Genomic DNA, 22,140 nt, shown 5'->3' with positions numbered 1-22,140 from the left:
CCTCCTTTCAGCCGTTTTTGAAAAATCGTCCGCTCAATAGCGGCCCTGAATGCCCCAATAGGCCAGCGCGCAGAAAATCGCGGTCACGGTGCAGAACACCGTCACGATCTTCACCTCGCTCCAGCCGCACCGCTCAAGATGGTGGTGCAGCGGCGCCATTTTGAAAAAGCGCTTGCCGTGGGTGAGCTTGAAGTATCCAATCTGTATAATATCGGACAGAGTTTCCAGAATGTAGATGATTCCCACTAAAATCAGCACCAGCGGCATATCCATGGCAAAGGCCAGAGCCGCTACAGCGCCGCCTAAAAACAGGCTGCCGGTATCGCCCATAAAGCACTTGGCGGGGTGGTGGTTATACAGGGCAAAGAAGCCCACAAGGCTGCCGCACAGCGCACCGGAGAAAATTCCGAGGGAGGTCATTTTCCAGAGCATAGCCGCCAGCAGGAAAAAGAACATCACCACAGCGGTCACGCCGGAGGCAAGACCGTCGATCCCGTCCGTGAGGTTCACGGCGTTGACGCAGCCCACAATGACGAAGGCGGCGAAAATGAGGTAAAGAATCCAGTTCACCGTCACCGTCACATTGACAAAGGGGATATAAAGGTCATTGGTCAAAAGGCCCTCATAGCGCATCAGGCAAAGGAACACGATTGCCGCCAAAAGCTGCAGAACAAACTTCTGCTTGGCGGTCAGGCCCTCGTTCTGGTGCTGGCGGACCTTGCGGTAATCATCCACAAAGCCGATGAGGCCGAAGCACAGGGCAAAGAGATAGACATACAGATGGGCAAACTCCCCGTTTACCATCTGCTGCCAGCCGCAGGCAAAGGCGGCAATGCCGCTGCCCAAAATAAACGCGATGCCGCCCATGGTGGGCGTTCCCGCTTTGGAATTGTGCCATGTGGGACCGTCCTGCCGGATTTCCTGTCCGGCCTTCAGCTTCCGCAGTTCCGCTAATACAAATTTCCCCAAAATCATGGTCAGCACACAGCCAACCAACGACGCAATGACATTGATATTCATGCTTTCTCCTCTTACCGTCCCGCAGACGGTCTGTTTTCTTTCTTTTCTTGCGGCGGCTCAATGTCCGCTTTTCAGATAATCGGCCACGATCTCCCGCTCATCCATGTGGTACTTCTTATGGTTGATCTCCTGATAGGTCTCATGACCCTTGCCGCACAGAACGATGACGTCCTCCTTCTGTGCATGGTCCATGGCCCAGTGGATGGCCTCCACCCGGTCCACCACCACCTGATAGGGCGTTGCACTGCCGGCAAAGCCCGGCAGAATCTCCTCGATAATAGCCTCCGGCTGCTCCGTCCGTGGATTGTCGGTGGTAACCACAGCAAAATCCGACCAGTCCGCCGCAGCCTTTCCCATCAGAGGCCGCTTCGTCCGGTCCCGGTCGCCGCCGCAGCCGAACACCGCTACGGTACGGCCCTTGGCAAACTCCTTCACTGTCCGCAGGACGTTGACCATGCTGTCCGGCGTGTGGGCGTAGTCAATGAGGATCGTATAATCCTTTCCCGGCGTGGGAATGACCTCCACCCGCCCCTGCACATGGGGGACGCCTGCCAGCACGGCGGCGCTGTCCTTCAGTGGGATTCCCAGCGCCAGCGCCGCACCCAGCACATCCAGCGTATTATACACCATAAAGCCGCCGGGGATGTGCACCCGAACAGGCACCCGCTCCGTTTCAGTCACGGCGTCAAAGGCGATTCCGTCAGCGGAAAGAGCGATATGCTCCGCCCGAAGGTCCGCTTCCGCCCGTTCTGCGTAGGTCATCACCCTACAGGCCGCATCCTTCAGCAGCCGGGGCGTCCACGGGTCGTCGGCGTTCACCACGCCGACACTGCAGTTCCGGAACAAAATTGCCTTGGCATCGCAGTAGCTTTCCATGGTCTTATGGAAATCCAGATGATCCTGCGTCAGATTGGTGAACACGCCCACATCGTAGTGCACGCCGTAGACCCGGTCCAGATACAGCGCGTGAGAAGACGTCTCCATCACCACATGGGTGCACCCGGCGTCCGCCATTTCCCGGAACAGCTTCTGGACCTCAAAGGATTCCGGCGTGGTACGGTCCGTTGGAAGCGCCGCGTCGCCGATCATATTCTGGTTGGTGCCGATAAGACCCACCTTGGCCCCTGCCGCCTGCTCTAAAATTGCCTTCAGCAAATACGTGGTAGTGGTCTTGCCGCAGGTGCCGGTCACGGCCACCATGGTCATTTCCTTAGCGGGATGGCCGAACCAGTTGGCCCCGACGATTGCCAGTGCGCGGCGAGAATCCTCTGTCCGCACATACGGCAGCGTCCCCCCCGGCTCCTTTTGGCACAGCGCCGCCGCCGCGCCCTTTTCCTGTGCCGCGGCAATGAATTTGTGTCCGTCCACCGCAAAGCCGGTCATGGCCACAAACAGATCGCCAGGGCGCACGCTTCTTGAATCGTAGCTGACGCCGCTGATCTCCATTTCCATATCTGCCGTGCACGCAAGCACAGAGACACCGGAGAGCAGTTCCCGCAGTTTCATATTGATATCCTCCAGTTTCAAGGTGATTTCATCGTAAGTATTCTATCAGCTTTTTAGCGGAAGCATACCGTGAATCGTGCCGTAAATCTGGCAAAAGGTGCGCTCAAAGCGCGTATTAGTCCGTTGTGCGGACACCGAAGCGGACCGTGACCACACTGCCCGCCGGAAGCTGGCTCCCCGCCTCCGCGTTCTGAGAAATGGCAGTCACGCTGCCCCCGCTGGCAGAGGTAGCGCCGGCTACCTTCATAATGAGCCCCGCGTTGGTCAGGGCCTTGTTGGCCTCTGTGGGCGTCTTGCCGGTCACATCCGGCACTGTGCTGGGCGTATCCGACTTTTCCGCCCCCAAGTAGAGCACCACCGAGGCGTTGTTAGGTACGATAGCGCCGCCGGCAGGGGTCTGGTCCGTCACGGTCTCGCCGCTGCCTACCGTCCGATAGGTGAAGCCCGCGGATTTCAGCGCCGCCTTGGCCTCCTCCGCTGTCTTCCCCACCACGTAGGGCACGGCGGCATCAGCGCCGGACAATTCTTCTGCGGAATAATCCGGTTCAATACCGAGGGCGGGCAGAATCTCACCCATGATCTGGCTTGCCGTAGGGGCCACCATGGTACCGCCGTACACAGCCGTACCGGTGTTCCGGCTGGGGGTATCCATAGTCAAAAGCATGATGTACTGGGGATCGTCCGCCGGGGCAAAGCACATGAAGGACACCACCACCTCGCGGGTGGTCTTTCTGGTGCCGGTCTTATCGGCGGTACCGGTCTTGCCGCCGATGCGGTAGCCCGCCACCTGTCCGTTCTTGCCGCTGCCGGAGGACACCACGTATTCCAGCGCCTCCCGGACAATGGCGGAGGTCTCCTCGCTGATGACCTGCCGCACTGGCGTGGTATCGTGCTGGGAAAGCACATTGCCATCCTCATCCAACACCTGATCGACGATGTAGGGCTCGTAGAGATAGCCGCCGTTGATGCAGGCCGCCTGCGCCCGGATCAGCTCGATGGGCGTCACGTTGAAGGTCTGGCCGAAGGAGTAGGAGGCCAGCGACACCACCTGAGAGTTGAAGTAATCCTCGTCAACGAACAGGCCCTTCACCTCGCCAATCATGTCGATGCCGGTCTTATCCATCAGTCCGAAGGACTTCAGGTATTTATAATAGGTCTCTGTGCCGATGGAAAGGCCCATTTTGATAAATGCCGGGTTGCAGGAATGGCCCACGGCCTCAATCAGCGTCTGCTGGCCGTGACCGCTGTGGTTGGAGCACCAGATACGGTCGCTCCAGCCCGGAACTGTAGTGTAGCCGCCGCAGTAGAACGTGGAGCTTTTGGAAACCTTGCCCTCCTCCAGCGCCGCCGCCAGCGTAATGGGCTTGAAGGTGGAGCCAGGCTCATAGGTGGAGTCGATGCACTTATTGCGCCACTGGCTCTGCATGGCGCTGTTGATGGCCTTGGCCCGGGCATCAGCATACGCCTTCTCAGATTCATAGGTAGAGCGGTTGGCGTCAATCTTCTCCAAATCCGCGTCCAGCTTTTTTTGCAGCGCCGCGTCAAAGATCGTGCCGTAATCGTTCAGGTCATAGTTGGGATAGGACGCCATGGCGATGATGGCGCCGGTATTGACCTCCATGACGATGCCGGTGCCGCCGTTTTTGGCGTCATACTTTTTCAGCATATTCTCCAGCCCGTTTTCAAGGCTGAGCTGCACGTTGGCATCCAGCGTCAGCACAAGGCTGTGGCCGTTCTCAGCATCGTAATATTGCTCGTAGTTGTAAAGGAGCTCAGACCCCGATGCGTTTCGGGCGCTGACGGTATAGCCCGCCGTGCCGGTGAGGGTATCATCATATTTTGCCTCAAGGCCCACGCTGCCGATACCGTCGCCGTTGACAAAGCCTATCACGCCGGAGGCCAGTGAGCTGTAGAGATAGTACCGCTTGGAATCCGGCTGGAGCCAGACGCCCCGGAGCTTCACCCGCTGCTTTTCGGGGACCTCGTTCCCCTCAGGGTCGATCTCACCGTTAATGAAGCGGCGCACCTCATCGGAAATGGTCTGGTCTGTTTTTTTCTTCAAAATCTCGTACTGGGAGTTCGTCTTTTCCATTCTTTCCTCAATGGCGCCCTGCTCCAGCCCCAGAATCCGACTCAGGCCCCGGGCAATATAGCTCTGGTCCCGCAGAACAGGCGGGGTATAGTCCTGCCCCTTGTCCGCGGCCTTCTGCGCCGCCTTCGCCTGCTCCTCCTTCTGGCTCTCCACGGACTTTTCGATGTCCAGCGGGGAGACGAGCACCGTTTCCGCCGTGGCGGAAATGGCCAGTGTATTGAGGTTGCGGTCATAGATGGTTCCCCGGGACGCGCTGACCACAGCGCTGCGGGTCTGCTGGCTGATGGCCTTTTCCTGCAGCTCCGCGTGCTGGCGAATCTGCAGATCATACAGCCGCCAAAATAGCGCCGCAAAGGTCATGATCCCTAAAAGCAGCATGACCAGAACCGTCCGGCTGCGGACGATCTGGTTGGCCCGCCGGGCCGCATCGCTTTTTCTCCGGGGATGAATTGCCATTGAGTATCTCCTTTCAGGTGCCCTTCAGGAAAACAGGAAACAAGGGAGCGAGAAGGCGCGCTTCTCACTCCCCGCTGTGTTTTACCCTATTGTCCGATCAGTCAAAATATTCCACCGCCGCATAGATGCCATGGTGCAGGGAGGTCAGAAGGCGGCTAAGAACGCTGGGCTCCTCCGTCTGGTAGACCGTTGCGCTGTCCTCACTGGCAAGGTCCAGATAGGTGATCTGGGATCGGCTGGGCTTGGACATTCCCGCCGCAGAGGCCACTTCTTTTACAGTGGCCATGTCGAACATCTGCTCATGCTGTGCTGTCAGGCTGACATTTTCCGCCTGAAGCGTGGTCAGCTGGCTTTTCAGCGTCACGGTGTCCGCCGCCAGCGTGGTCAGCTGCACATAGCTTAAAAGCAAGAGCACCGCCGCGGCGATCACGGCCATGACTTCCACCACCGTTAATACAGGAACGGGCTGCCGCTCCCGGACCAACGCCTGCTCCCGACGGATTTTAGGGGCTGCCTGCGCCTCGTGACGGGGGGCTTCACCGGCATGGTTCAGCTCCCGCTCCCGCACCGCCCAGTCCAGATCCCGGGCCAAATTACCCTGCGTGCTAAACTCCCGGTGCGCGTAGCGGTACTCCTTTGCCGCGGACGCCATGCAGAGCCCTCCCTTCCGTCAAAATCAAAATTCTTCCTTTGGCTTGTCCCTCACAGGTCAAACCCGTCGCATTTTTCCGCCACCCGGAGCTTTGCGCTGCGGGCGCGGCTGTTTCCCTCTAATTCCTCGCTGCCGGAAACGATGGGCTTCCGGGTCACGAGCTTTATTTTCGGTTTCTTGCCGCACACGCACACCGGGAACTCCGGCGGGCAGGTGCAGCCTCTTGCGGCCTCCTGAAACGTGCGCTTCACGATTCGGTCCTCTAAGGAATGGAACGTGATGACCGCCAAACGGCCGCCGGGGTTCAGGTGGTCAATGGCCCCGTGGAGCATGGGCGGCAGCGCGTCCAGCTCACCGTTCACCGCAATGCGGATAGCCTGAAAGCTCCGCTTGGCCGGGTGCTGCTTTTCCCGCAGCGCGGCGGCGGGCATGGCGGAGCGAATCAGCTCCGCCAGCTCCAGCGTGGTTTCAATCGGCGCGGTCTCCCGGGCCTGTACGATTTTTTTCGCAATGGCGGGGGCATAGCGCTCCTCGCCGTATTCAAACAATATTCTGCGCAGCTCCTCATAGCTCCAGCCGTTTACTACCTCGTAGGCGGTCAGAGGCGCCGAAATGTCCATCCGCATATCCAGCGGCGCGTCATGCATATAGGAAAAGCCGCGGGAAGCATCATCCAACTGCGGAGAGGAAACGCCTAAGTCGAACAGCATTCCGTCCGCGCCGGGTATCCCCAGCTCGTCCAAAATATCACCCACCCGGTCGAAGTTGCTGTGGACCAGCGTCACCCGCTCCAGCCATGGGGCGAGTCGCTCCCGCGCTGCGTCGATGGCGGCCTGATCCCGGTCGATGCAGATGAGCCGTCCGGTGGTGAGGCGCTTTGCGATCTCCCTCGAATGACCGGCACGGCCCAGCGTACCGTCCACATAAACGCCCTCCGACTTGATTCGCAATGCTTCGATACATTCCTGAAGCAGTACCGGCTTATGGGTAAATTCCATGCCTTACCCCCGGTTCCGCCGCGCCCGGGCCAGAGCGTCCATGGCGGCGGCCATATCGTCCTCCTCCAGCATCTGGCGCTCCCGCTCCGTCCATGTGGCGGTGTCCCAGATCTCGGCAAAGGCGTTCATACCTACAATGGTGGCGGATTTTTTCAAATTCGCATAGCTCCGCAGGGCGGCGGGAATCAGCACACGGCCCTGACTGTCCGGCTCGCACTGCACCGCATTGGCATACAGCAGCGTCAGCGCCCGGGCCTCGGTATAGGGCAGCTCGTCCATATCCTCGGACATCTGGTTCCACTTGGCCTCGGGATAGATGGTCAGGCAATGCTGAGCGCCGATGGTGATGTAGAAGACATCGCCCAGCGCCTCCCGCATATTGGAGGGAATCACCAGCCGCCCCTTGGAGTCGATGGTATTGTTCGACTTACCCATGAGTCTCGTCACGGCCAATGCCCTCCTTCCCTACTTTTTGGGTCATCGTGGCTTTTTGTGGCACAGGTGTGCACATCATCCCCACTTTTCCCCACCATGTACCCTGAGTATAAGCGATTCCAAAATGGATTGCAAGCATTTTTTTCCGACGCAAACCCTTGCAATTAAGCCATTTCTTTCCAAAAATCTGAGAAACCGCGCATTTTAGAACAGACGTTCTATCTCGTTTCGGTGGTTTACGTAAAATAAGGAAAGCCCATCGGCACAATATCTTGTGTCGATGGGCCTTCCTTTGCATTTATCGCGCTATATATTGGTTGTCTCAAAAATGTTGCACGACATTTTTCGTGATTTTTAACAAAATTTCAACAAATTCCGTTCCCTTTCTTGTCTGCCGGCCTCGGTTACGGTCAACCGAACACTGTCCGCCTTTAGAATACGGCGTCAGCTCTCCGGCTGCTCCGCATTTTTCTTCTCTGCGTCCAGCTTTTCCCGCTGCTCCTGGAGCTTGGCGGCGGAGGCGGCCCGGAACGCGGACCGGGACTGCTTCACCTCGGTCAGAGCGGCCTGCACGGCCTCCTCCGTCCGGGCCAGTGCATCCTCGGCGTACTCATTGGCCACCTGACAGAGCTGGCGGGAGCGGTCCTCGGCATCCGCGATGATCTTCCGGGCCTTTTCCTTGGCGGCATAGAGCACCTCGCTGTCGGAAATCTTGCTCTTGGCCTCCAGGTCCGCCTGACGCATCATGCGCTCCACATCCCGCTTGGCCTCGTCCACAAATTTTTCCCGGGCGGCCAGCAGCTCCTGCGCCCGCTTCAGCTCCACGGGAAGCTGGCTGCGCAGCTCGTCCAGCAGATCCAGAATCTCGTCCCGGTCCACCATGCTCAAATTAGGCTTCAGGGCCGGGGACTTGGCGTCCTCCACCCGTTCATACAGCATATCGATCAAGCGGTTGACATCATTTTCAGCCATAACGCACTCTCCTTATCTTTCCTCTGTCCAGTCCCGAATCAGGGGCAGGACCGCCTTCGGCAAATATTTTTCCAACGGCTGGCGGTAGTGAATCATTTCCCGCGCCACCGTAGAGCTCAAATATACATAAGCCGGGTCCGCCGGCAGCAGCAGTGTCTCAAGTCCCGGGTGCAGTCCCCGGTTCACCATGGCCTGCTGGTACTCCGTGTCAAAGTCCCCGGCGCTGCGAATGCCCCGGACAATGGCCGTGGCCCTATGCTCCGCCGCGTAGTCCGACAGCAAACCGCCGTACAACTCCGCTGTGACGTTGGGCAGCTCCGCCACCGCCGCCTCCACTAATTTCAGCTTTTGCTTCGGCGTGAACATCTGGCCCCGCTTTTCAGTGTTAGGGCTGACACATACATACACCTGATCGAAGCAGGCCGCCGTGCGGCGGATAATGTCCATATGTCCCAGCGTGATGGGGTCAAAGCTGCCGGAGCAGACTGCGATTCTCATGCCTCTGCCTCCCCGTCCCGGTGATAGATGGTCACGGCGATCTTGCCGTAGCGGTACGTCCGGCCCATGCGATAGGGTGCGGACAGCGCCGGCAGAGTTTTATCCGCCGGGTGCTCCGCCGCCATCATACCGTGGGGCGTCAGCAGATCGTGCCGCGCAATATGAGCGATGGCCGCCTCCAAAAGCTCCGCCTGATAAGGCGGGTCCAGCAGCACCAGATCAAATTTTTCCCGGACGGACTTCAAAAACTCCATGGAGTCCCCGGCCACAACGCGGGCCCGGTCCGTCAGGTCGCAGAGCTTCAAATTTTCCCGAATCAGCTTCACGGCGTCAGGTCGCTTGTCCACAAATACAGCGGAGGCCGCTCCGCGGCTGAGACACTCGATTCCAAGCTGCCCCGTCCCCGCGAACAGGTCCAGCACCCGCCGCCCCTCAATATCGAATTGCAGGACGTTGAACAGTCCCTCCTTCACTCGATCCGTTGTCGGGCGGGTCTCCATTCCCTCCAGCTCTTTTAAGCGGCGGCCCCGAGCGGAGCCGGTGATCACACGCATGGCGCGTCCTCCTCTGAATTCAACAGGATTCCAGTTTTATTTTACGGCAACATTGCCCATATTTCAATAGGCTTTCCCATTTTTCATCCGAATTATATAGCTGCCGCGTCCGGGTCTTAATAGCTGCTGATGTCCAGACTCTCATCGTCGGTTCCCTTTTCGATGCTCCGAATCTCCACGGTGTACTTCAGCTCCGGACTGACCGCCACCTGTACCCGGTCGCCGACCCTATGGCCCATGAGCGCCTGTCCCACCGGGGACTCCTTGCTGATGAGGCCCTTCAGCGCGTCCTGCCGCAGCGTGGTGACAATGCGGACGGTCATTTCCTTTTCCAGCATTTCGTTGTAGATCGTCACCGTGTCGAAAAGGCCCACGGCATCCGCCTGCTCCTGTACCTTGATGACCTTCGCCGTGCGAATCATCCGCTCCAGATAGCGGATGCGGCTATCGTTGCGGTTTTTGGCCTGCTTGGCGCATTTATATTCATAGTTCTCGCTGAGGTCTCCGAATGCCCGGGCGGTCTGGACCTCCTCGATGAACTGCGGCCGCAGCTCCCGGATTCGGTAGTCCATTTCCTCCTGCATCTTGCGGATGTCCACTTCCGTCAATTCATCGTACATGGTCTGTGCCTCCATTGCTTTTCATATTGCAATGCAGTATAGCACAAAAATACCCGCAGGACAATGCCCCGTCACTGTCCCGCAGGCTTTCGCGGTTTATATTTTCAGCACTTCCGCTGCCCGAGGCACCGCTCCAGCAAGCCCCGAATCCGCTCCGCATGGCGGTATTCTGCGGCGCTGAGACCGTTCAGCAGCTCCGCAAGGCAGTGGTCCGGGGTGGAATCCGCCGTGCGGGCATAATTCATGCCGCCGCAGACCTCGCTGTGATACCGCTGCCGCAGCAGCGCGCACCAATCCCCGGCGGACACCAGTTCCAGCGGCAGCGCCTCCGGCTGCCGGCATTGGCCGGTAATGAGGTACCGGGCGGTCATAAGCTGCCGGGCATGATCGCCCTCATCCTCCGCCAGCTCCCGCATAGTCTGCCGCGCCCAGACCGGCGCTCGCTGGGCCAGTGCCAGATACAGCCGCCGCTCCGCCAGTTCATCGGCGATATAGCCCTCCAAAACCGTCAGCAGCTCCGCCGCCTCCGTCCCCATGCAGCAGGGGTTTTGCTCCGCTCCGGGCAGGCGGCTCTCCTGCGCCAATGTCATACCCGCGTCGGATGTCTGCGCTTGATTTCCTCCGGATGTATCCGCCTCCGGATAAGGCTCCAGCCCCGGCTGCACCCGTCGCCAGAGCCGGTCATGCTGCCTGAAATCATAAACCTCCGGGAGTACCTGTGCCATATGCTCCCCTCCTTTTCCCTCCAGCCTATGCCGACAGGCCGAAAAGGTACCGGATTTTCCAAAAAAAGCCGCGGCAGCCTTTGACAATCCTTTCCAAATATGGTATGGTGAGTACTCAGGCGATTTTCATGGAATTTCGCCTTTTTCTGTTGCTTCTGCAACCCATAATCCCGCCATTTTTTGGTATACTAAAGGAAAATAAACGATCAGTTTCCTTTTCAAAAGGAGGATATTCCATGCTGGAACTCAAGCACATCAGCTACTCCGTTCAGGAGCCGGAGGGAACGCTGGACATTCTGAAGGACATCTCCCTGTGCATCGACGAGCACCGTCTGGTGGTCTTTACCGGCCCCAACGGCGGTGGAAAGACCACGCTGGCAAAAATCATCATGGGTCTCGTCACCCCCACGGCCGGCCAGATCATCTGGAACGGTCAGGACGTTACCCACATGACTATTACGGAACGGGCCAAGCTTGGCATCAGCTACGGCTTTCAGCAGCCTCCCCGCTTCAAGGGGCTGACGGTCCGGGACCTTCTGACCATCGCCTCCGGCGATGAAAAGCTCTCCAAGGACAAATGCTGCCAGTACCTCACCAAGGTGGGGCTCTGCGCCAATGACTATCTGGACCGTGAAGTGGATGTGTCCCTCTCCGGCGGCGAGGTCAAGCGCATTGAGATCGCCTCCATTCTGGCCCGGAACGCCGACCTGATGATCTTCGACGAGCCGGAGGCAGGCATCGACCTGTGGTCCTTCGCCCGGCTGACGGAGACCTTCGAGCAGATCCACAGTCAGGGCAGCGCCACCATGATCATCATTTCCCATCAGGAGCGTATTATTTCACTGGCGGATGAGGTCATCGTTGTGGGCGACGGTGCCATCCGGCACCGGGGTCTGCCGCAGGACATTCTGCCGCAAATTCTGTCTGATACGCTGGGCTCCTGCCCGGTACTGAACAAGGAGGTACACGCCTTATGATGGAATCTCAGGTAGATCGGGAGCTGCTGGAAAAAATCGCGGACCTGATTGGCAAGCCGGTAGGCGCCTTCAACATCCGCAAGGACTCCGGCTGCGATGGCCGCCAGTCCACGGAGCACATTGAGATCACTGGAAAGACCGATGGCAAAAGCGGCATTGACATCCGCATCAAGGACGGGACCAAGGGCGAGCAGTGCCACATTCCCGTCATCATCACAAAGCCCGGCATTCAGGAAATGGTCTATAATGACTTCTACATCGGTGAGGACTGCGATGTGGACATTGTAGCGGGCTGCGGTATCCACAACTGCGGCGCCGAGGCCAGCCGCCATGACGGTCTGCACACCTTCTATGTCGGCAAAAATTCCCATGTAAAGTACACGGAGAAGCACTACGGCGAGGGCGACGGCACCGGCGGCCGCATTATGAATCCCCAAACGGTAGTCTATCTGGAGGAGGGCGCCTCCATTCAAATGGAGACCGTGCAGATTCGCGGCATCGACTCCACAAAGCGGGAAACAAAGATCGTCTGCGGCAAAAATGCCGAGGCGGTGGTCACGGAGCGGCTCATGACCCATGGCGATCAGGTGGCCGAAAGCGATATGGAAATCGTTCTTGACGGTGAAAATTCCAGGGGCCGGGTCATTTCCCGTTCCGTTGCCAAAAACACCTCCCGCCAGACCTTCTATCCAAAAATGGTGGGCAACAGCGCCTGCTTCGGCCATGTTCAGTGCGACTCCATTATCATGGACGAGGCCCATATCCAGTCCATTCCCGCCATCGTAGCCAACAGCACAGAGGCACAACTGGTCCACGAGGCCGCCATCGGCAAAATCGCCGGAGACCAGCTTTTGAAGCTGGAAACGCTGGGACTAACCCCGGAGGAGGCCGAGGAGTGCATCCTCAAGGGCTTCCTTGCATAAATCAAAAAAGAGACCGCATCGGTACCACCGCTGCGGTCTCTCTTTTGACAGCAAAGCAGCGCCCCGCCTTTCGGCAGGGCGCTATTTTACTTAAAGCTCCGGGGGCTGGTGTGGAACGTGCTCTGGAACGCCCGCAGAAACGAGGAATATTCCGGGAAGCCCGCCTGCTCCGCCGCCTTCATCACCGGCACGCCCTCGCGAATCAGCTCTCCCGCCCGAAGCAGGCGCTTTTGTACCGTGTACTGGTGGACGGTGGAGCCCGTCACCTCCTTGAAGCGGTGCATCAGGTAGTACCGGCTCATAAAGAACCGTCCCGCCAGCGCGTCCACCGATAGATCCTCCTCCAGATGGGAGGCGATATAGCGCAGAACCTCCTCCATTTTGGGGTCCACCCGGTAGCTGTCCGTTTCCGATTGGGCCGTATTGGCCCGCAGCAGGTCCCGGTTCACATGGATGAGAATCTGCTGGCACAGAGTATCCGCCATACGGCGGGCGCCGAATTCCTCGGAGCGCAGGGAATCCTCCAGATGGCCGATGGCCCGGGCATAGCCCAGCCGGCGCTCCTCTGCTGTCCGCAACAGATGGAAGCCCGCTTCCCGGCTGTGGTCAAGGCAGGCGTCCAACGGCTCGCCGGGGTCGCTGCGGCGCGCCAGCCAGTCCCGTCCCAGCCACAGCACCACCCGCTCATAGGGCTCTGAGGCATCGATGATGGGCCGGTGGATGAGGTTATGCTGAATTAGCAGGATGTCCCACGGCCGGAGGAAATACGTCACGCCCTCCACCACATAGGTCACCCTGCCGCCGAGGAAAAATACCAGCTTGTCAAACTCATGGTAGTGATAGTCGATGCGCGGCGCTAAAGAATCCTTCAGGTGCACCAGCCGGAAATCCCGGTCCAAGTAGCCCCGCTTGCCTACCTCGCTGCGGTCCAGCACAAAACCACCTCCCTTTTTCTCTATGCTACCGCACTTTTTGCGCGTTTTCAAGGTGAATTTTCTGTTTTCAGCCGAAAATTGCTATAAAATATGCTGAAATTCACAGTGAAATTTTGGATTGCCGAAGCGCTCCGCTTCTGCTATGATAAAGAAAAACTGTCGAAGGAGCTGTCACATGAGCTACGCGGATACCGTATTCATTCAAAACATCCGGGAGATTCTGGACCACGGCGTCTGGGACACCGACCAGAACGTCCGCCCGCACTGGGAGGACGGCACGCCCGCCCACACCATCAAAAAATTCGGCATCGTCAACCGCTACGATCTGCAAAAGGAATTTCCCATTCTGACCCTCCGCCGGACCTACTGGAAAACAGCTGTGGACGAGCTGCTGTGGATCTGGCAGAAGAAGTCCAACAACGTCCATGACCTCAACGCCCGGATCTGGGACCAGTGGGCGGATGAAACCGGCTCCATCGGCAAGGCTTACGGCTATCAGCTGGCCGTCAAGCACCACTATCCCGAGGGAGACATGGATCAGGTGGACCGGGTGCTCTACGATTTAAAGCATAACCCCGCCAGCCGCCGGATCTTGACCAACATCTACAACTTTGCCGACCTCCACGAGATGAACCTCTACCCCTGCGCCTACTCCATGACCTTCAACGTCTCCGGCAATGTCCTCAACGCCATTTTGAACCAGCGGAGCCAGGATATGCTGGCCGCCAACAACTGGAACGTGGTGCAGTACGCCGTGCTGGTGTACATGATGGCTCAGGTCAGCGGCCTTGTGCCCGGCGAGCTGGTCCACGTCATCGCCGACGCCCATATTTACGACCGCCATGTGCCCATCGTGGAGAAAATGCTGACCCAGACCCCCGCCCCCGCGCCGAAGTTCGCCATAGACCCCTCCGTGACGGATTTCTATGCCTTCACCCGGAACAGCTTTACGATGGAGGGCTACACCCCCGCCCCCTTCGAGGATAAAATTCCCATTGCCATTTAAGGAGCCGTACCATGAACGCCATCGTTGTCACAGATAAACAGTGGGCCATTGGCCGGAGCGGTGATCTGCTGTTCTCCTTACCGGGGGACATGAAGCATTTTCGCGCGCTGACCACCGGCGGCACCGTCATCATGGGCCGCAAGACCCTGGATTCCTTCCCCGGCGGCAGACCCTTACCCAAGCGGCGGAACATCGTCATCACCCGTGACCCGGACTTTTCCCGGGAGGGCTGTGAGATCGTCCACACACCGGAGGACGCGCTGCGGCTGGCTGGGGACGGAGAGGACGTCTGGCTCATCGGCGGCGGCAGCATTTACACCGCTCTGCTGGGCCGGTGCCGCCGCGCCTGCGTCACCCGCGTGGACGCCGCCGCTGAAAACGCCGATACGTTTTTTCCAAATTTAGATGCTCTGCCGGAGTGGACAGTGGAGCGCACTGAAGCGCCGGTCACGGAAAATGGCCTGACCTACCGCTTTGTGGACTATGTGAACACCGCGCTGTAACAATCAAAACGCAGATGCCGTTTCCCAAATTCCCCGGCCCCGCCGATTTTGGCAGGGCCGGATTTTTCGTTCCTTTCCATTTTTCGGCAGGATTCCCTTTTCAAATCTCCCACAGCCGTTTATAATAGCCTTGTTCTATTTTGCCTGAAAGGGGGCGGCAGCATGGCGGACCTGAATACCGATGTGCGCTATATCAAGGGCATCGGCGAGGCCAAGGCCAAGGCGCTGGGAAAGCTGGGCATTTTCACGCTGGGTGACCTTATCGGCTGGTTCCCCCGCCGCTATGAAGACCGCCGGGAGACAAGGCCCATCAGCAGTCTCATTCCCGGCGAGACCGCCTGCGTTGCCGCCATGATCGCCTCGGAGCCAAAGGTATCCCACATTCGAAAGGGCATGGACTTAGTCAAGGTCCGGGCTGTGGACGATACCGGCGCGCTGGACGTCACCTTTTTCAATCAGTCATGGCTGAAAAACCAGCTCCGGGTGGGCGAAACCTACATTTTCTACGGCCGGGCCGAGGGTTCCCTCCTGCGGAAGACCATGGCCGGCCCCGTGGTGGAGCCGGAGGGCCGCCAGGAGTTCACCGGCCGCATCGTGCCGGTCTACCCCCTCACTGCCGGAGTGAGCCAGCTTTTGCTGTCCCGGGCCATCCGGCAGGGCTTGGACGAATGCGCCGACATTCTGCCGGACTGCCTGCCGGACTCCGTGCGGCAGACCCACGGCCTCTGTCGGGTAAACTATGCCTATGAGAATATCCACTTCCCGGAATCTCCCGAGGCGCTGGACATCGCCCGACGGCGGCTGGCCTTTGAGGAGCTATTCTTCTTCGCCATTGGGCTGAAGCTGCTGCGATTCCGGCGGGAAACCGTGTCCGTGGAGCCGTTCCGCCCTGTGGATATGGCGCCGTTTTATGATGCCCTCCCCTTTATCCTGACAGGTGCCCAGCGCCGCTGCGTGGACGAGGCCATTGCCGACATGACCGCCGGGAAGCCCATGAACCGGCTCTGTCAGGGGGATGTCGGCTCCGGCAAGACCATGGTGGCCGCCGCCTGCGTCTATTTCTGTGTGAAAAACGGACGTCAGGCAGCGCTGATGGCCCCTACAGAGCTTTTGGCGGAGCAGCACTATCGGGGCCTTGCCCCACTGCTGGAACAGTTAGGGCTTCGCTGCGCCCTGCTTACCGGCTCCACTCCCGCCAAAACAAAGCGTTCCGTTACGGCACAGCTTGCCTCCGGCGAGCTGGACTTTGCCATCGGCACCCATGCCCTCATCTCCGGCAGCGTGGCCTATGCCAACCTCGGCCTTGTGGTAACGGACGAGCAGCACCGCTTCGGCGTGGCCCAACGGACAGCGCTGGCAGAAAAGGGCGAGCACCCCCACACCTTAGTCATGTCCGCCACGCCCATCCCCCGGACGCTAGCGCTGATTCTCTACGGTGATCTGGATGTTTCCGTTATTGACCAGCTCCCCCCGGGCCGCAAGCCCATTGAGACCTACGCCGTTACCTCCGCCTATTATCCCAGACTGTACGCCTTTATCCGCAAGCAGGTGGAGGCCGGGCGGCAGGTGTATATCGTCTGCCCCATGGTATCCGAAAATGATGATCTCCCCGATGAGCGCAAGGCTGTGACGGAATACGCCCAAAAGCTGCAATCCGAAATTTTCCCGGATTTAAGGGTTGCCTATGTCCACGGCAAAATGAAGTCCAGGGAAAAAGACACTGTAATGTCCGCCTTTGCCGCAGGAGAAACGAATATTTTGGTGTCCACCACCGTCATTGAAGTGGGCGTGGACGTTCCCAACGCCAGTCTGATGGTGGTGGAAAACGCGGAGCGCTTCGGCCTCAGCCAGCTCCACCAGCTTCGGGGCCGGGTGGGCCGGGGGCAGCACCAGTCCTACTGCGTGCTGGTGTCCGACAACAAAAATGACGAGACCCGTCAGCGGCTCCGCGCCATGACGAAAACCGCCGACGGCTTCAAAATTGCCGAGGAGGACCTGCGGCTCCGCGGCCCCGGCGACTTCTTCGGCCTTCGGCAGCACGGCCTGCCGGGGCTGCGGGTGGCAGACATCGGCTGTGATACCCGCCTTTTGACCGAGGCCCAAACCGCCGCTGAGGAGCTGCTGGCCCATGACCCCTCCCTTGCCCGTCACCCGGACACGGCGGAGCGGGTGCAAAAGCTGTTCCGACAAAGTGAAAACAGCTTGAACTGATTCCCGGCGGGACGCGCAGAAAAAGCGCGTCCCGCCGCCATTCTCGCCCTCTTTGCATCAAATGGTCAAAACTTTGCAAAATCCGCCGCCATGGGTTGACATTGCCGTTTTTTTGGCATACTATAATCAAGTAGGAAATGACAACCGCATAATTCCGGTAGGTAAGGCTACCACAGGGATATGGATCGCTGCCGCAGAGTGATGGAGACATCATGAGAGGGTTTGAACAGGCGATATCGAACTTCAAGGTATCATCTAACGCGATTTCACCGCCCTGTGAAGCTAAAGCTTGAACGGTGGGATGCCCGCTCCGCAGAGCGAGGGGCATCCAAGGGCAGGACTTCACCGTACCGGGACCGGGCGGCGGAGTCTTTTATTTTCCCATCCGCCATTGAGCGGAAATACCGGGCGGCGCCCGGAAAGGAGGTCACGCTATGTTTGAGTTGGAAAATCGCGGGGAACTGGTGGAAAAGATTGAGGATCTGGTGAACCGAAAACGATATACGGAGCTGCGGGACCTCCTGCTCCCCATGGAGCCTGCGGACATTGCCATTCTGGCGGACGATCTGGATGACGAGAAGACGCTGCCTCTGCTGTTCCGCCTGCTGCCGAAGGAGCAGGCCGCCGAGGTGTTCGTGGAGCTGGAGAGCGACCAGCAGGAGCTTTTGATTCGCGGCTTTTCCAACACGGAGCTGAAGGAGGTTCTGGACGAGCTGTATCTGGACGATACCGTGGACATCGTGGAGGAAATGCCCGCCAACGTAGTCAAGCGTATCCTGAAGCACTCCGACCCGGATATAAGAAAGAGCATCAACGAAATTCTCAAGTACCCCGAGGATTCCACCGGCTCCATCATGACCACGGAGTATGTGGATTTGAAGGCCACCATGACGGTGGAGGACGCCCTGAAGCGCATCCGCCGCACTGGCCCGGACAAGGAGACCATCAACGTCTGCTATGTCATTGACGATGGGCGCCATCTCATCGGCGTTCTCTCCATCCGCACGTTGCTGCTGGCGGAGGAGGACGATGTCATTGGGGACATCATGGAGCGGAACTTCGTCTGCGTTCAGACGCTGGACGATCAGGAGGAGACCGCCCGCGCCCTGAGTAAATATGACTTTCTGGCCCTCCCCGTGGTGGATACTGAAAACCGCCTCGTGGGTATTGTCACCGTGGATGACGCCATTGACGTTTTGCAGGAAGAGACCACGGAGGACATGGAGAAGATGGCGGCTATGCTGCCTACGGACAAGCCCTATCTTCGCACCAGTGCCTTTGAGACCTTTAAATCCCGCATCCCGTGGCTTCTGCTTTTGATGATCTCCGCCACGTTCACCGGCCAGATCATCTCCAGCTTTGAGGACGCCCTCAGCGCCTTTACCATTCTCACCGCCTATATCCCCATGCTGATGGACACCGGCGGCAACTGCGGCTCGCAGGCCAGCGTCACTGTCATCCGCGGCATTTCGCTGGGCGATATTGAGTTTTCCGATCTTCTTCAGGTGGTCTGGAAGGAGTGCCGGGTGGCGCTGCTGTGCGGCACAGCGCTGGCCGCCGCCAACTTTGTCAAGCTCATGCTGCTGGACCGGCTGGTGTTCCACAATCCCATCACCGTCGCCGTGGCCGCTGTCATCTGCCTGACGCTGATCTGCACGGTATTCGCCGCCAAGATCGTGGGCTGTATGCTGCCGCTACTGGCGAAAAAGCTGGGCTTTGACCCCGCCGTGATGGCCTCCCCCTTCATCACCACCATTGTGGATGCCCTCTCCCTGCTCATCTATTTCCGCTTTGCCACTGCCCTGCTGGGCCTGTGAGAAAGGGACTTGACAGTACCGCCGCTTTCTGCTATCCTACAAGGTGCAATAGCGTGTTGAACGGAAAGAGTACCGTGCATCCAAGGGTCAGAGAGGGCGCGTCACCGGCTGAAAGCGTGCCTGCGGCGGAGCATGGGAACGTGCGTCCGGGAGCGCGGGGGATTTTAGATGCCCTCCGGCCAGCCCACGTTACGGGCCTTTGAGTGAAAAATGAGAGTGGAACCGCGGTTTTTGATCGCCTCTCGTGCCGAAGCGGCACGGGAGGCGTTTTCGCGTCCTGTGTCCGAAATTGCTGAAAGGATGGATATTTATGTATCTCTACAACTCCGCTACCCACAAAAAGGCTGAATTTACCACCCACACCCCCGGCCACGTGGAAATGTACACCTGCGGCCCCACGGTATATCACTTCGCCCATATCGGCAATCTCCGCAGCTACATCATGGAGGATGTGCTGGAAAAATTCCTGCGCTACACCGGCTACAGCGTCAACCGCGTCATGAACATCACGGATGTAGGCCATCTGACCTCCGACGCTGACGAGGGCGAGGATAAAATGCTCAAGGGCGCCCACCGGGAGCACAAGACCGTCATGGAGGTAGCCAAATACTACACCGACGCCTTCTTTGACGACTGCCGCAAGCTGAACATCAAGCGGCCGGACACCGTGCAGCCCGCTACCGGCCTTATTGATGACTATATCAAGATCATCACCAAGCTGCTGGACACCGGCTACGCCTACCTTGCCGGCGGCAACGTGTACTTCGACACCAGCAAGCTCAAGCGCTACTATGTGTTCAATGACCACAACGAGGAGGACTTGGCTGTCGGCGTCCGTGAGGGCGTGGAGGAGGACACCAACAAAAAGAACAAAAACGATTTCGTCCTCTGGTTCACCAAGTCCAAGTTCGAGGACCAGGCCCTGAAGTGGGACTCCCCGTGGGGCGTGGGCTATCCCGGTTGGCACATTGAGTGCTCCGGCATCTCCATGAAGTATAACGGCGAATACCTTGACCTCCACTGCGGCGGCATTGACAACGCCTTCCCCCACCACACCAACGAGATTGCCCAGTCCGAAAGCTATCTGGGCCATCCCTGGTGCCCCCAGTGGTTCCACGTGGCCCACCTGAACACCAGCCACGGCAAAATGAGCAAGTCCAAGGGTGAGTTCCTCACGGTCTCTTTGCTGGAGGAAAAGGGTTATGACCCGCTGGCCTACCGTTTCTTCTGCCTCCAGAGCCACTACCGCAAGGCGCTGGTGTTCTCTTGGGAAAATCTGGATAACGCCGCTGCGGCGTACAGCAAGCTCATCGCGAAGATCGCCGCTCTGGACCCGGCGGACGGCAGCGTGGACAGCGCCGTGCTTCAGGAGTACAAGGACAAATTCATTCAGCAGGTGGGCAACGATCTGAACACCTCCATGGGCGTTACCGCGCTGTATGACGCCCTGAAGGCCAAGGCCAATGACGCCACGAAGCTGGCCATTCTCGATAGCTTCGATACCGTCCTGAGCCTGTCCCTGCTAAAAAAGGCGGCGTCTGTCCGGGAGGCCAACGCCAAGGCCCAGAGCGCCAAGGCTGAGGGCGGCTACACCGTCACCGGCGAGGGCGACCCCGCCATTGACGCGCTGGTGCTGCAGCGCTATGAGGCCAAAAAGGCCAAAAACTTTGCCGAAGCCGACCGTATCCGGGACGAGCTGAAGGCACAGGGCATTGAGATCACCGACACTAAGGATGGTACCTCCTGGAAGCGGGTCTGAGGTCTGTCACTCTTAATCAAATAAAAATCGGAGGGCTGCTTTTGCAGTTCTCCGATTTTTACATTACCCTTGATTGCCTCTCCATTCTAAAGCCACGAGCAAAACGGAAGCACCGGCAACGCCGATGCTTCCGTTTTTCAGCACTCTGTATGCTCACACAGCTCCCGAACCTTGGTCTGAATGCTCTTTAAATCCAAAAACGTGTCCGGCCGCTTGCTCTCATCCCGCAGCAGCGCCGCCGGATGGTAAATGGCGGTCATCTGAACGCCGCCCCGCTGGAACCACTGTCCGTGCTCCTGCGTGATCTTAAAGTCCTCCTTGATGATGACCTTTGCCGCAATGCGCCCGAGGCACACGATGATCTTCGGCTGCACCAGCGCCGCCTGCCGCCGCAGATAGCCGATGCAGGCGTCCTGCTCCACGTTCAGCGGGTCCCGGTTCTGAGGCGGGCGGCACTTGACCACGTTGGCAATGTAGACCTTTGTCCGGTCCAGATGGATGATCTCCAGCATATCGTCCAAAAGCTGTCCCGCCCTGCCTACAAAGGGCACGCCCTGCTCATCCTCGTGCTGGCCGGGTCCCTCGCCGATGAGCATGATCTCCGCCGTTTCGCTTCCATCGCCGAAGACTACGTTCGTCCGGGTGTCCGCCAGCGCGCAGCCCCGGCAGGCGGCACATTCCGCCCTCAGCGCTTCCCAAGTATCCGCCACTGCTCTGCCCCCTCTCGTTTTTTCGAGTGTATCACAAATCAGCGCCCCATGCAAGGCGCATAGACTCCCGCCGCGTTGCTCATACTGAAAAAATCACAGCACAGGAGGGCGATAGATGGCAGATTTTTTTTGGAGCTTTTGGTTTTTCAGCCTTTTGGGCTGGCTGCTGGAGCGAATCTTTGCCGCGCTGACCCGCTCGCCCTTTCAGCGGCGGCGCTGCCTTTTGCTGGAGCCCCTCTGCCCGGTATACGGCCTCGGCCTCACGGCGGTGCTAACGTTGCCGCTGCCCCTTCTATCCGGCTGGCGGCTGTACCTCTCCGGTACGGTGGTGACAACGGCGGTGGAATACGCCTATCACTGGTGGGGCGAAACTTTCTTAGGCGTCCGCTTCTGGGATTATACCGGCCTCCCCGGCAATCTCCGGGGCCGGGTCTGCCTTCCCTTCTCTTTAAGTTGGGGACTGCTGACTGTCCCGGCGGTGACCCGTGTCGCTCCGCTGCTTGAACTGCTGGAGCGCCGGATTCCGGCGGGCATCACATGGCTGTGCCTCATGGCCTTTACCGCCGATGCGGTGTGCTCGCTGTATTTTCTCTTCCGCACCCATGACCTCACGGCGCTGCGGCAGGCCGTGTGGCCCACCTGAAAGTCAAAACCTCCGGCTAAGCCGGAGGCTTGAGTAAGCCCTATAAGGGCTTTATGCGGACAAAGCCCCTTAAGGGGCCCGAAAAGATTTGCCGATTGCATTGCTTTCTCGGGCTACCCCTTAAGGGG

The 22,140-nt window shown here is 58.8% G+C and carries 21 protein-coding genes and 1 riboswitch; of the genes, 8 read left to right on the top strand and 13 right to left on the bottom strand.

What is annotated here, in order from left to right; translation table 11 throughout:
- Nucleotides 1–33: 33 nt before the first annotated feature.
- The 11 genes from mraY to PY311_RS10210 form a co-directional block, all read right to left on the bottom strand.
- A complete protein-coding gene (gene mraY, locus PY311_RS10260; protein WP_286148590.1) occupies nt 34–1,020 on the bottom strand; it encodes a phospho-N-acetylmuramoyl-pentapeptide-transferase in 987 nt (328 codons plus the stop codon).
- Between the two features lie 57 nt (nt 1,021–1,077).
- Nucleotides 1,078–2,526, bottom strand: coding sequence for a UDP-N-acetylmuramoyl-L-alanyl-D-glutamate--2,6-diaminopimelate ligase (locus PY311_RS10255; RefSeq protein WP_286148589.1), 1,449 nt, complete (start codon nt 2,524–2,526; stop codon nt 1,078–1,080).
- A 115-nt stretch (nt 2,527–2,641) separates the two neighbouring features.
- The gene (locus PY311_RS10250; protein WP_286148588.1) at nt 2,642–5,074 is read right to left on the bottom strand and encodes a penicillin-binding transpeptidase domain-containing protein; all 2,433 of its coding nucleotides are present in this window, start codon (nt 5,072–5,074) and stop codon (nt 2,642–2,644) included.
- A 97-nt stretch (nt 5,075–5,171) separates the two neighbouring features.
- Nucleotides 5,172–5,726 (bottom strand): hypothetical protein, encoded by a 555-nt coding sequence (locus PY311_RS10245; protein ID WP_286148587.1) that lies wholly within the window; start codon nt 5,724–5,726, stop codon nt 5,172–5,174.
- A 50-nt stretch (nt 5,727–5,776) separates the two neighbouring features.
- Complete coding sequence (rsmH, locus tag PY311_RS10240; protein WP_286148586.1) at nt 5,777–6,724, bottom strand: 16S rRNA (cytosine(1402)-N(4))-methyltransferase RsmH; 948 nt, start codon at nt 6,722–6,724, stop codon at nt 5,777–5,779.
- A gap of 3 nt (nt 6,725–6,727) precedes the next feature.
- On the bottom strand, nt 6,728–7,171 hold the full coding sequence (mraZ, locus tag PY311_RS10235) for a division/cell wall cluster transcriptional repressor MraZ (RefSeq protein ID WP_286148585.1): 444 nt from the start codon (nt 7,169–7,171) through the stop codon (nt 6,728–6,730).
- A gap of 432 nt (nt 7,172–7,603) precedes the next feature.
- Nucleotides 7,604–8,131 carry a hypothetical protein gene (locus PY311_RS10230; RefSeq protein WP_286148584.1) on the bottom strand — a complete coding sequence of 176 codons (528 nt, stop codon included), beginning with the start codon at nt 8,129–8,131 and terminating at the stop codon, nt 7,604–7,606.
- Between the two features lie 12 nt (nt 8,132–8,143).
- A complete protein-coding gene (gene coaD / locus PY311_RS10225; RefSeq protein ID WP_286148582.1) occupies nt 8,144–8,629 on the bottom strand; it encodes a pantetheine-phosphate adenylyltransferase in 486 nt (161 codons plus the stop codon).
- Nucleotides 8,626–9,183, bottom strand: coding sequence for a 16S rRNA (guanine(966)-N(2))-methyltransferase RsmD (gene rsmD / locus PY311_RS10220; protein WP_286148581.1), 558 nt, complete (start codon nt 9,181–9,183; stop codon nt 8,626–8,628). Before rsmD ends, coaD begins: the two co-directional genes overlap by 4 nt.
- A 116-nt stretch (nt 9,184–9,299) precedes the next feature.
- Nucleotides 9,300–9,803, bottom strand: a complete 504-nt coding sequence (locus PY311_RS10215) for a GreA/GreB family elongation factor (RefSeq protein ID WP_286148580.1) — start codon at nt 9,801–9,803, stop codon at nt 9,300–9,302.
- Between the two features lie 104 nt (nt 9,804–9,907).
- Nucleotides 9,908–10,528, bottom strand: coding sequence for a ferritin-like domain-containing protein (locus PY311_RS10210; RefSeq protein ID WP_286148579.1), 621 nt, complete (start codon nt 10,526–10,528; stop codon nt 9,908–9,910).
- Between the two features lie 236 nt (nt 10,529–10,764).
- Between PY311_RS10210 and PY311_RS10205 the strand changes: the two genes are divergently transcribed.
- Nucleotides 10,765–11,505, top strand: a complete 741-nt coding sequence (locus tag PY311_RS10205; RefSeq protein WP_286148578.1) for an ABC transporter ATP-binding protein — start codon at nt 10,765–10,767, stop codon at nt 11,503–11,505.
- On the top strand, nt 11,502–12,428 hold the full coding sequence (locus PY311_RS10200) for a SufB/SufD family protein (RefSeq protein WP_286148576.1): 927 nt from the start codon (nt 11,502–11,504) through the stop codon (nt 12,426–12,428). Before PY311_RS10205 ends, PY311_RS10200 begins: the two co-directional genes overlap by 4 nt.
- Nucleotides 12,429–12,514: 86 nt before the next feature.
- Here the strand turns inward: PY311_RS10200 and PY311_RS10195 are convergent, their stop codons facing one another.
- A complete protein-coding gene (locus PY311_RS10195; RefSeq protein ID WP_286148575.1) occupies nt 12,515–13,363 on the bottom strand; it encodes an AraC family transcriptional regulator in 849 nt (282 codons plus the stop codon).
- A gap of 175 nt (nt 13,364–13,538) precedes the next feature.
- Between PY311_RS10195 and thyA the strand changes: the two genes are divergently transcribed.
- The 5 genes from thyA to cysS all read left to right on the top strand — a co-directional run bounded on the left by thyA (nt 13,539) and on the right by cysS (nt 20,659).
- On the top strand, nt 13,539–14,369 hold the full coding sequence (thyA, locus tag PY311_RS10190) for a thymidylate synthase (protein WP_286148574.1): 831 nt from the start codon (nt 13,539–13,541) through the stop codon (nt 14,367–14,369).
- Nucleotides 14,370–14,380: 11 nt separating this feature from the next.
- On the top strand, nt 14,381–14,872 hold the full coding sequence (locus PY311_RS10185; protein WP_286148572.1) for a dihydrofolate reductase: 492 nt from the start codon (nt 14,381–14,383) through the stop codon (nt 14,870–14,872).
- Nucleotides 14,873–15,034: 162 nt separating this feature from the next.
- A complete protein-coding gene (gene recG, locus PY311_RS10180) occupies nt 15,035–17,083 on the top strand; it encodes an ATP-dependent DNA helicase RecG (RefSeq protein ID WP_286148571.1) in 2,049 nt (682 codons plus the stop codon).
- Between the two features lie 146 nt (nt 17,084–17,229).
- A riboswitch (M-box (ykoK) riboswitch) is annotated at nt 17,230–17,391 on the top strand.
- A 126-nt stretch (nt 17,392–17,517) separates the two neighbouring features.
- On the top strand, nt 17,518–18,900 hold the full coding sequence (gene mgtE / locus PY311_RS10175) for a magnesium transporter (protein ID WP_286148570.1): 1,383 nt from the start codon (nt 17,518–17,520) through the stop codon (nt 18,898–18,900).
- A 310-nt stretch (nt 18,901–19,210) separates the two neighbouring features.
- Nucleotides 19,211–20,659 (top strand): cysteine--tRNA ligase, encoded by a 1,449-nt coding sequence (gene cysS, locus PY311_RS10170; protein WP_286148569.1) that lies wholly within the window; start codon nt 19,211–19,213, stop codon nt 20,657–20,659.
- Nucleotides 20,660–20,796: 137 nt separating this feature from the next.
- Here cysS and PY311_RS10165 read toward each other — a convergent pair whose 3' ends face one another.
- The gene (locus PY311_RS10165; RefSeq protein ID WP_286148568.1) at nt 20,797–21,369 is read right to left on the bottom strand and encodes a uracil-DNA glycosylase; all 573 of its coding nucleotides are present in this window, start codon (nt 21,367–21,369) and stop codon (nt 20,797–20,799) included.
- A 115-nt stretch (nt 21,370–21,484) separates the two neighbouring features.
- Between PY311_RS10165 and PY311_RS10160 the strand changes: the two genes are divergently transcribed.
- Complete coding sequence (locus PY311_RS10160; RefSeq protein ID WP_286148567.1) at nt 21,485–22,012, top strand: putative ABC transporter permease; 528 nt, start codon at nt 21,485–21,487, stop codon at nt 22,010–22,012.
- Nucleotides 22,013–22,140: the final 128 nt, after the last annotated feature.

Source organism: Neopoerus faecalis, assembly GCF_029218125.1.
GTDB classification, from domain to species: Bacteria; Bacillota; Clostridia; order Oscillospirales; family Oscillospiraceae; genus Oscillibacter; species Oscillibacter faecalis_A.
This window is presented reverse-complemented; position numbering and strand designations above follow the sequence as displayed.

Coding starts and splice junctions, on each gene's coding strand:
- mraY (WP_286148590.1), bottom strand. CDS start 1,020: ATGAATATCAATGTCATTGCGTCGTTGGTTGGCTGTGTGCTGACCATG.
- PY311_RS10255 (WP_286148589.1), bottom strand. CDS start 2,526: ATGAAACTGCGGGAACTGCTCTCCGGTGTCTCTGTGCTTGCGTGCACG.
- PY311_RS10250 (WP_286148588.1), bottom strand. CDS start 5,074: ATGGCAATTCATCCCCGGAGAAAAAGCGATGCGGCCCGGCGGGCCAAC.
- PY311_RS10245 (WP_286148587.1), bottom strand. CDS start 5,726: ATGGCGTCCGCGGCAAAGGAGTACCGCTACGCGCACCGGGAGTTTAGC.
- rsmH (WP_286148586.1), bottom strand. CDS start 6,724: ATGGAATTTACCCATAAGCCGGTACTGCTTCAGGAATGTATCGAAGCA.
- PY311_RS10230 (WP_286148584.1), bottom strand. CDS start 8,131: ATGGCTGAAAATGATGTCAACCGCTTGATCGATATGCTGTATGAACGG.
- coaD (WP_286148582.1), bottom strand. CDS start 8,629: ATGAGAATCGCAGTCTGCTCCGGCAGCTTTGACCCCATCACGCTGGGA.
- rsmD (WP_286148581.1), bottom strand. CDS start 9,183: ATGCGTGTGATCACCGGCTCCGCTCGGGGCCGCCGCTTAAAAGAGCTG.
- PY311_RS10215 (WP_286148580.1), bottom strand. CDS start 9,803: ATGTACGATGAATTGACGGAAGTGGACATCCGCAAGATGCAGGAGGAA.
- PY311_RS10210 (WP_286148579.1), bottom strand. CDS start 10,528: ATGGCACAGGTACTCCCGGAGGTTTATGATTTCAGGCAGCATGACCGG.
- PY311_RS10205 (WP_286148578.1), top strand. CDS start 10,765: ATGCTGGAACTCAAGCACATCAGCTACTCCGTTCAGGAGCCGGAGGGA.
- PY311_RS10200 (WP_286148576.1), top strand. CDS start 11,502: ATGATGGAATCTCAGGTAGATCGGGAGCTGCTGGAAAAAATCGCGGAC.
- thyA (WP_286148574.1), top strand. CDS start 13,539: ATGAGCTACGCGGATACCGTATTCATTCAAAACATCCGGGAGATTCTG.
- PY311_RS10185 (WP_286148572.1), top strand. CDS start 14,381: ATGAACGCCATCGTTGTCACAGATAAACAGTGGGCCATTGGCCGGAGC.
- recG (WP_286148571.1), top strand. CDS start 15,035: ATGGCGGACCTGAATACCGATGTGCGCTATATCAAGGGCATCGGCGAG.
- mgtE (WP_286148570.1), top strand. CDS start 17,518: ATGTTTGAGTTGGAAAATCGCGGGGAACTGGTGGAAAAGATTGAGGAT.
- cysS (WP_286148569.1), top strand. CDS start 19,211: ATGTATCTCTACAACTCCGCTACCCACAAAAAGGCTGAATTTACCACC.
- PY311_RS10160 (WP_286148567.1), top strand. CDS start 21,485: ATGGCAGATTTTTTTTGGAGCTTTTGGTTTTTCAGCCTTTTGGGCTGG.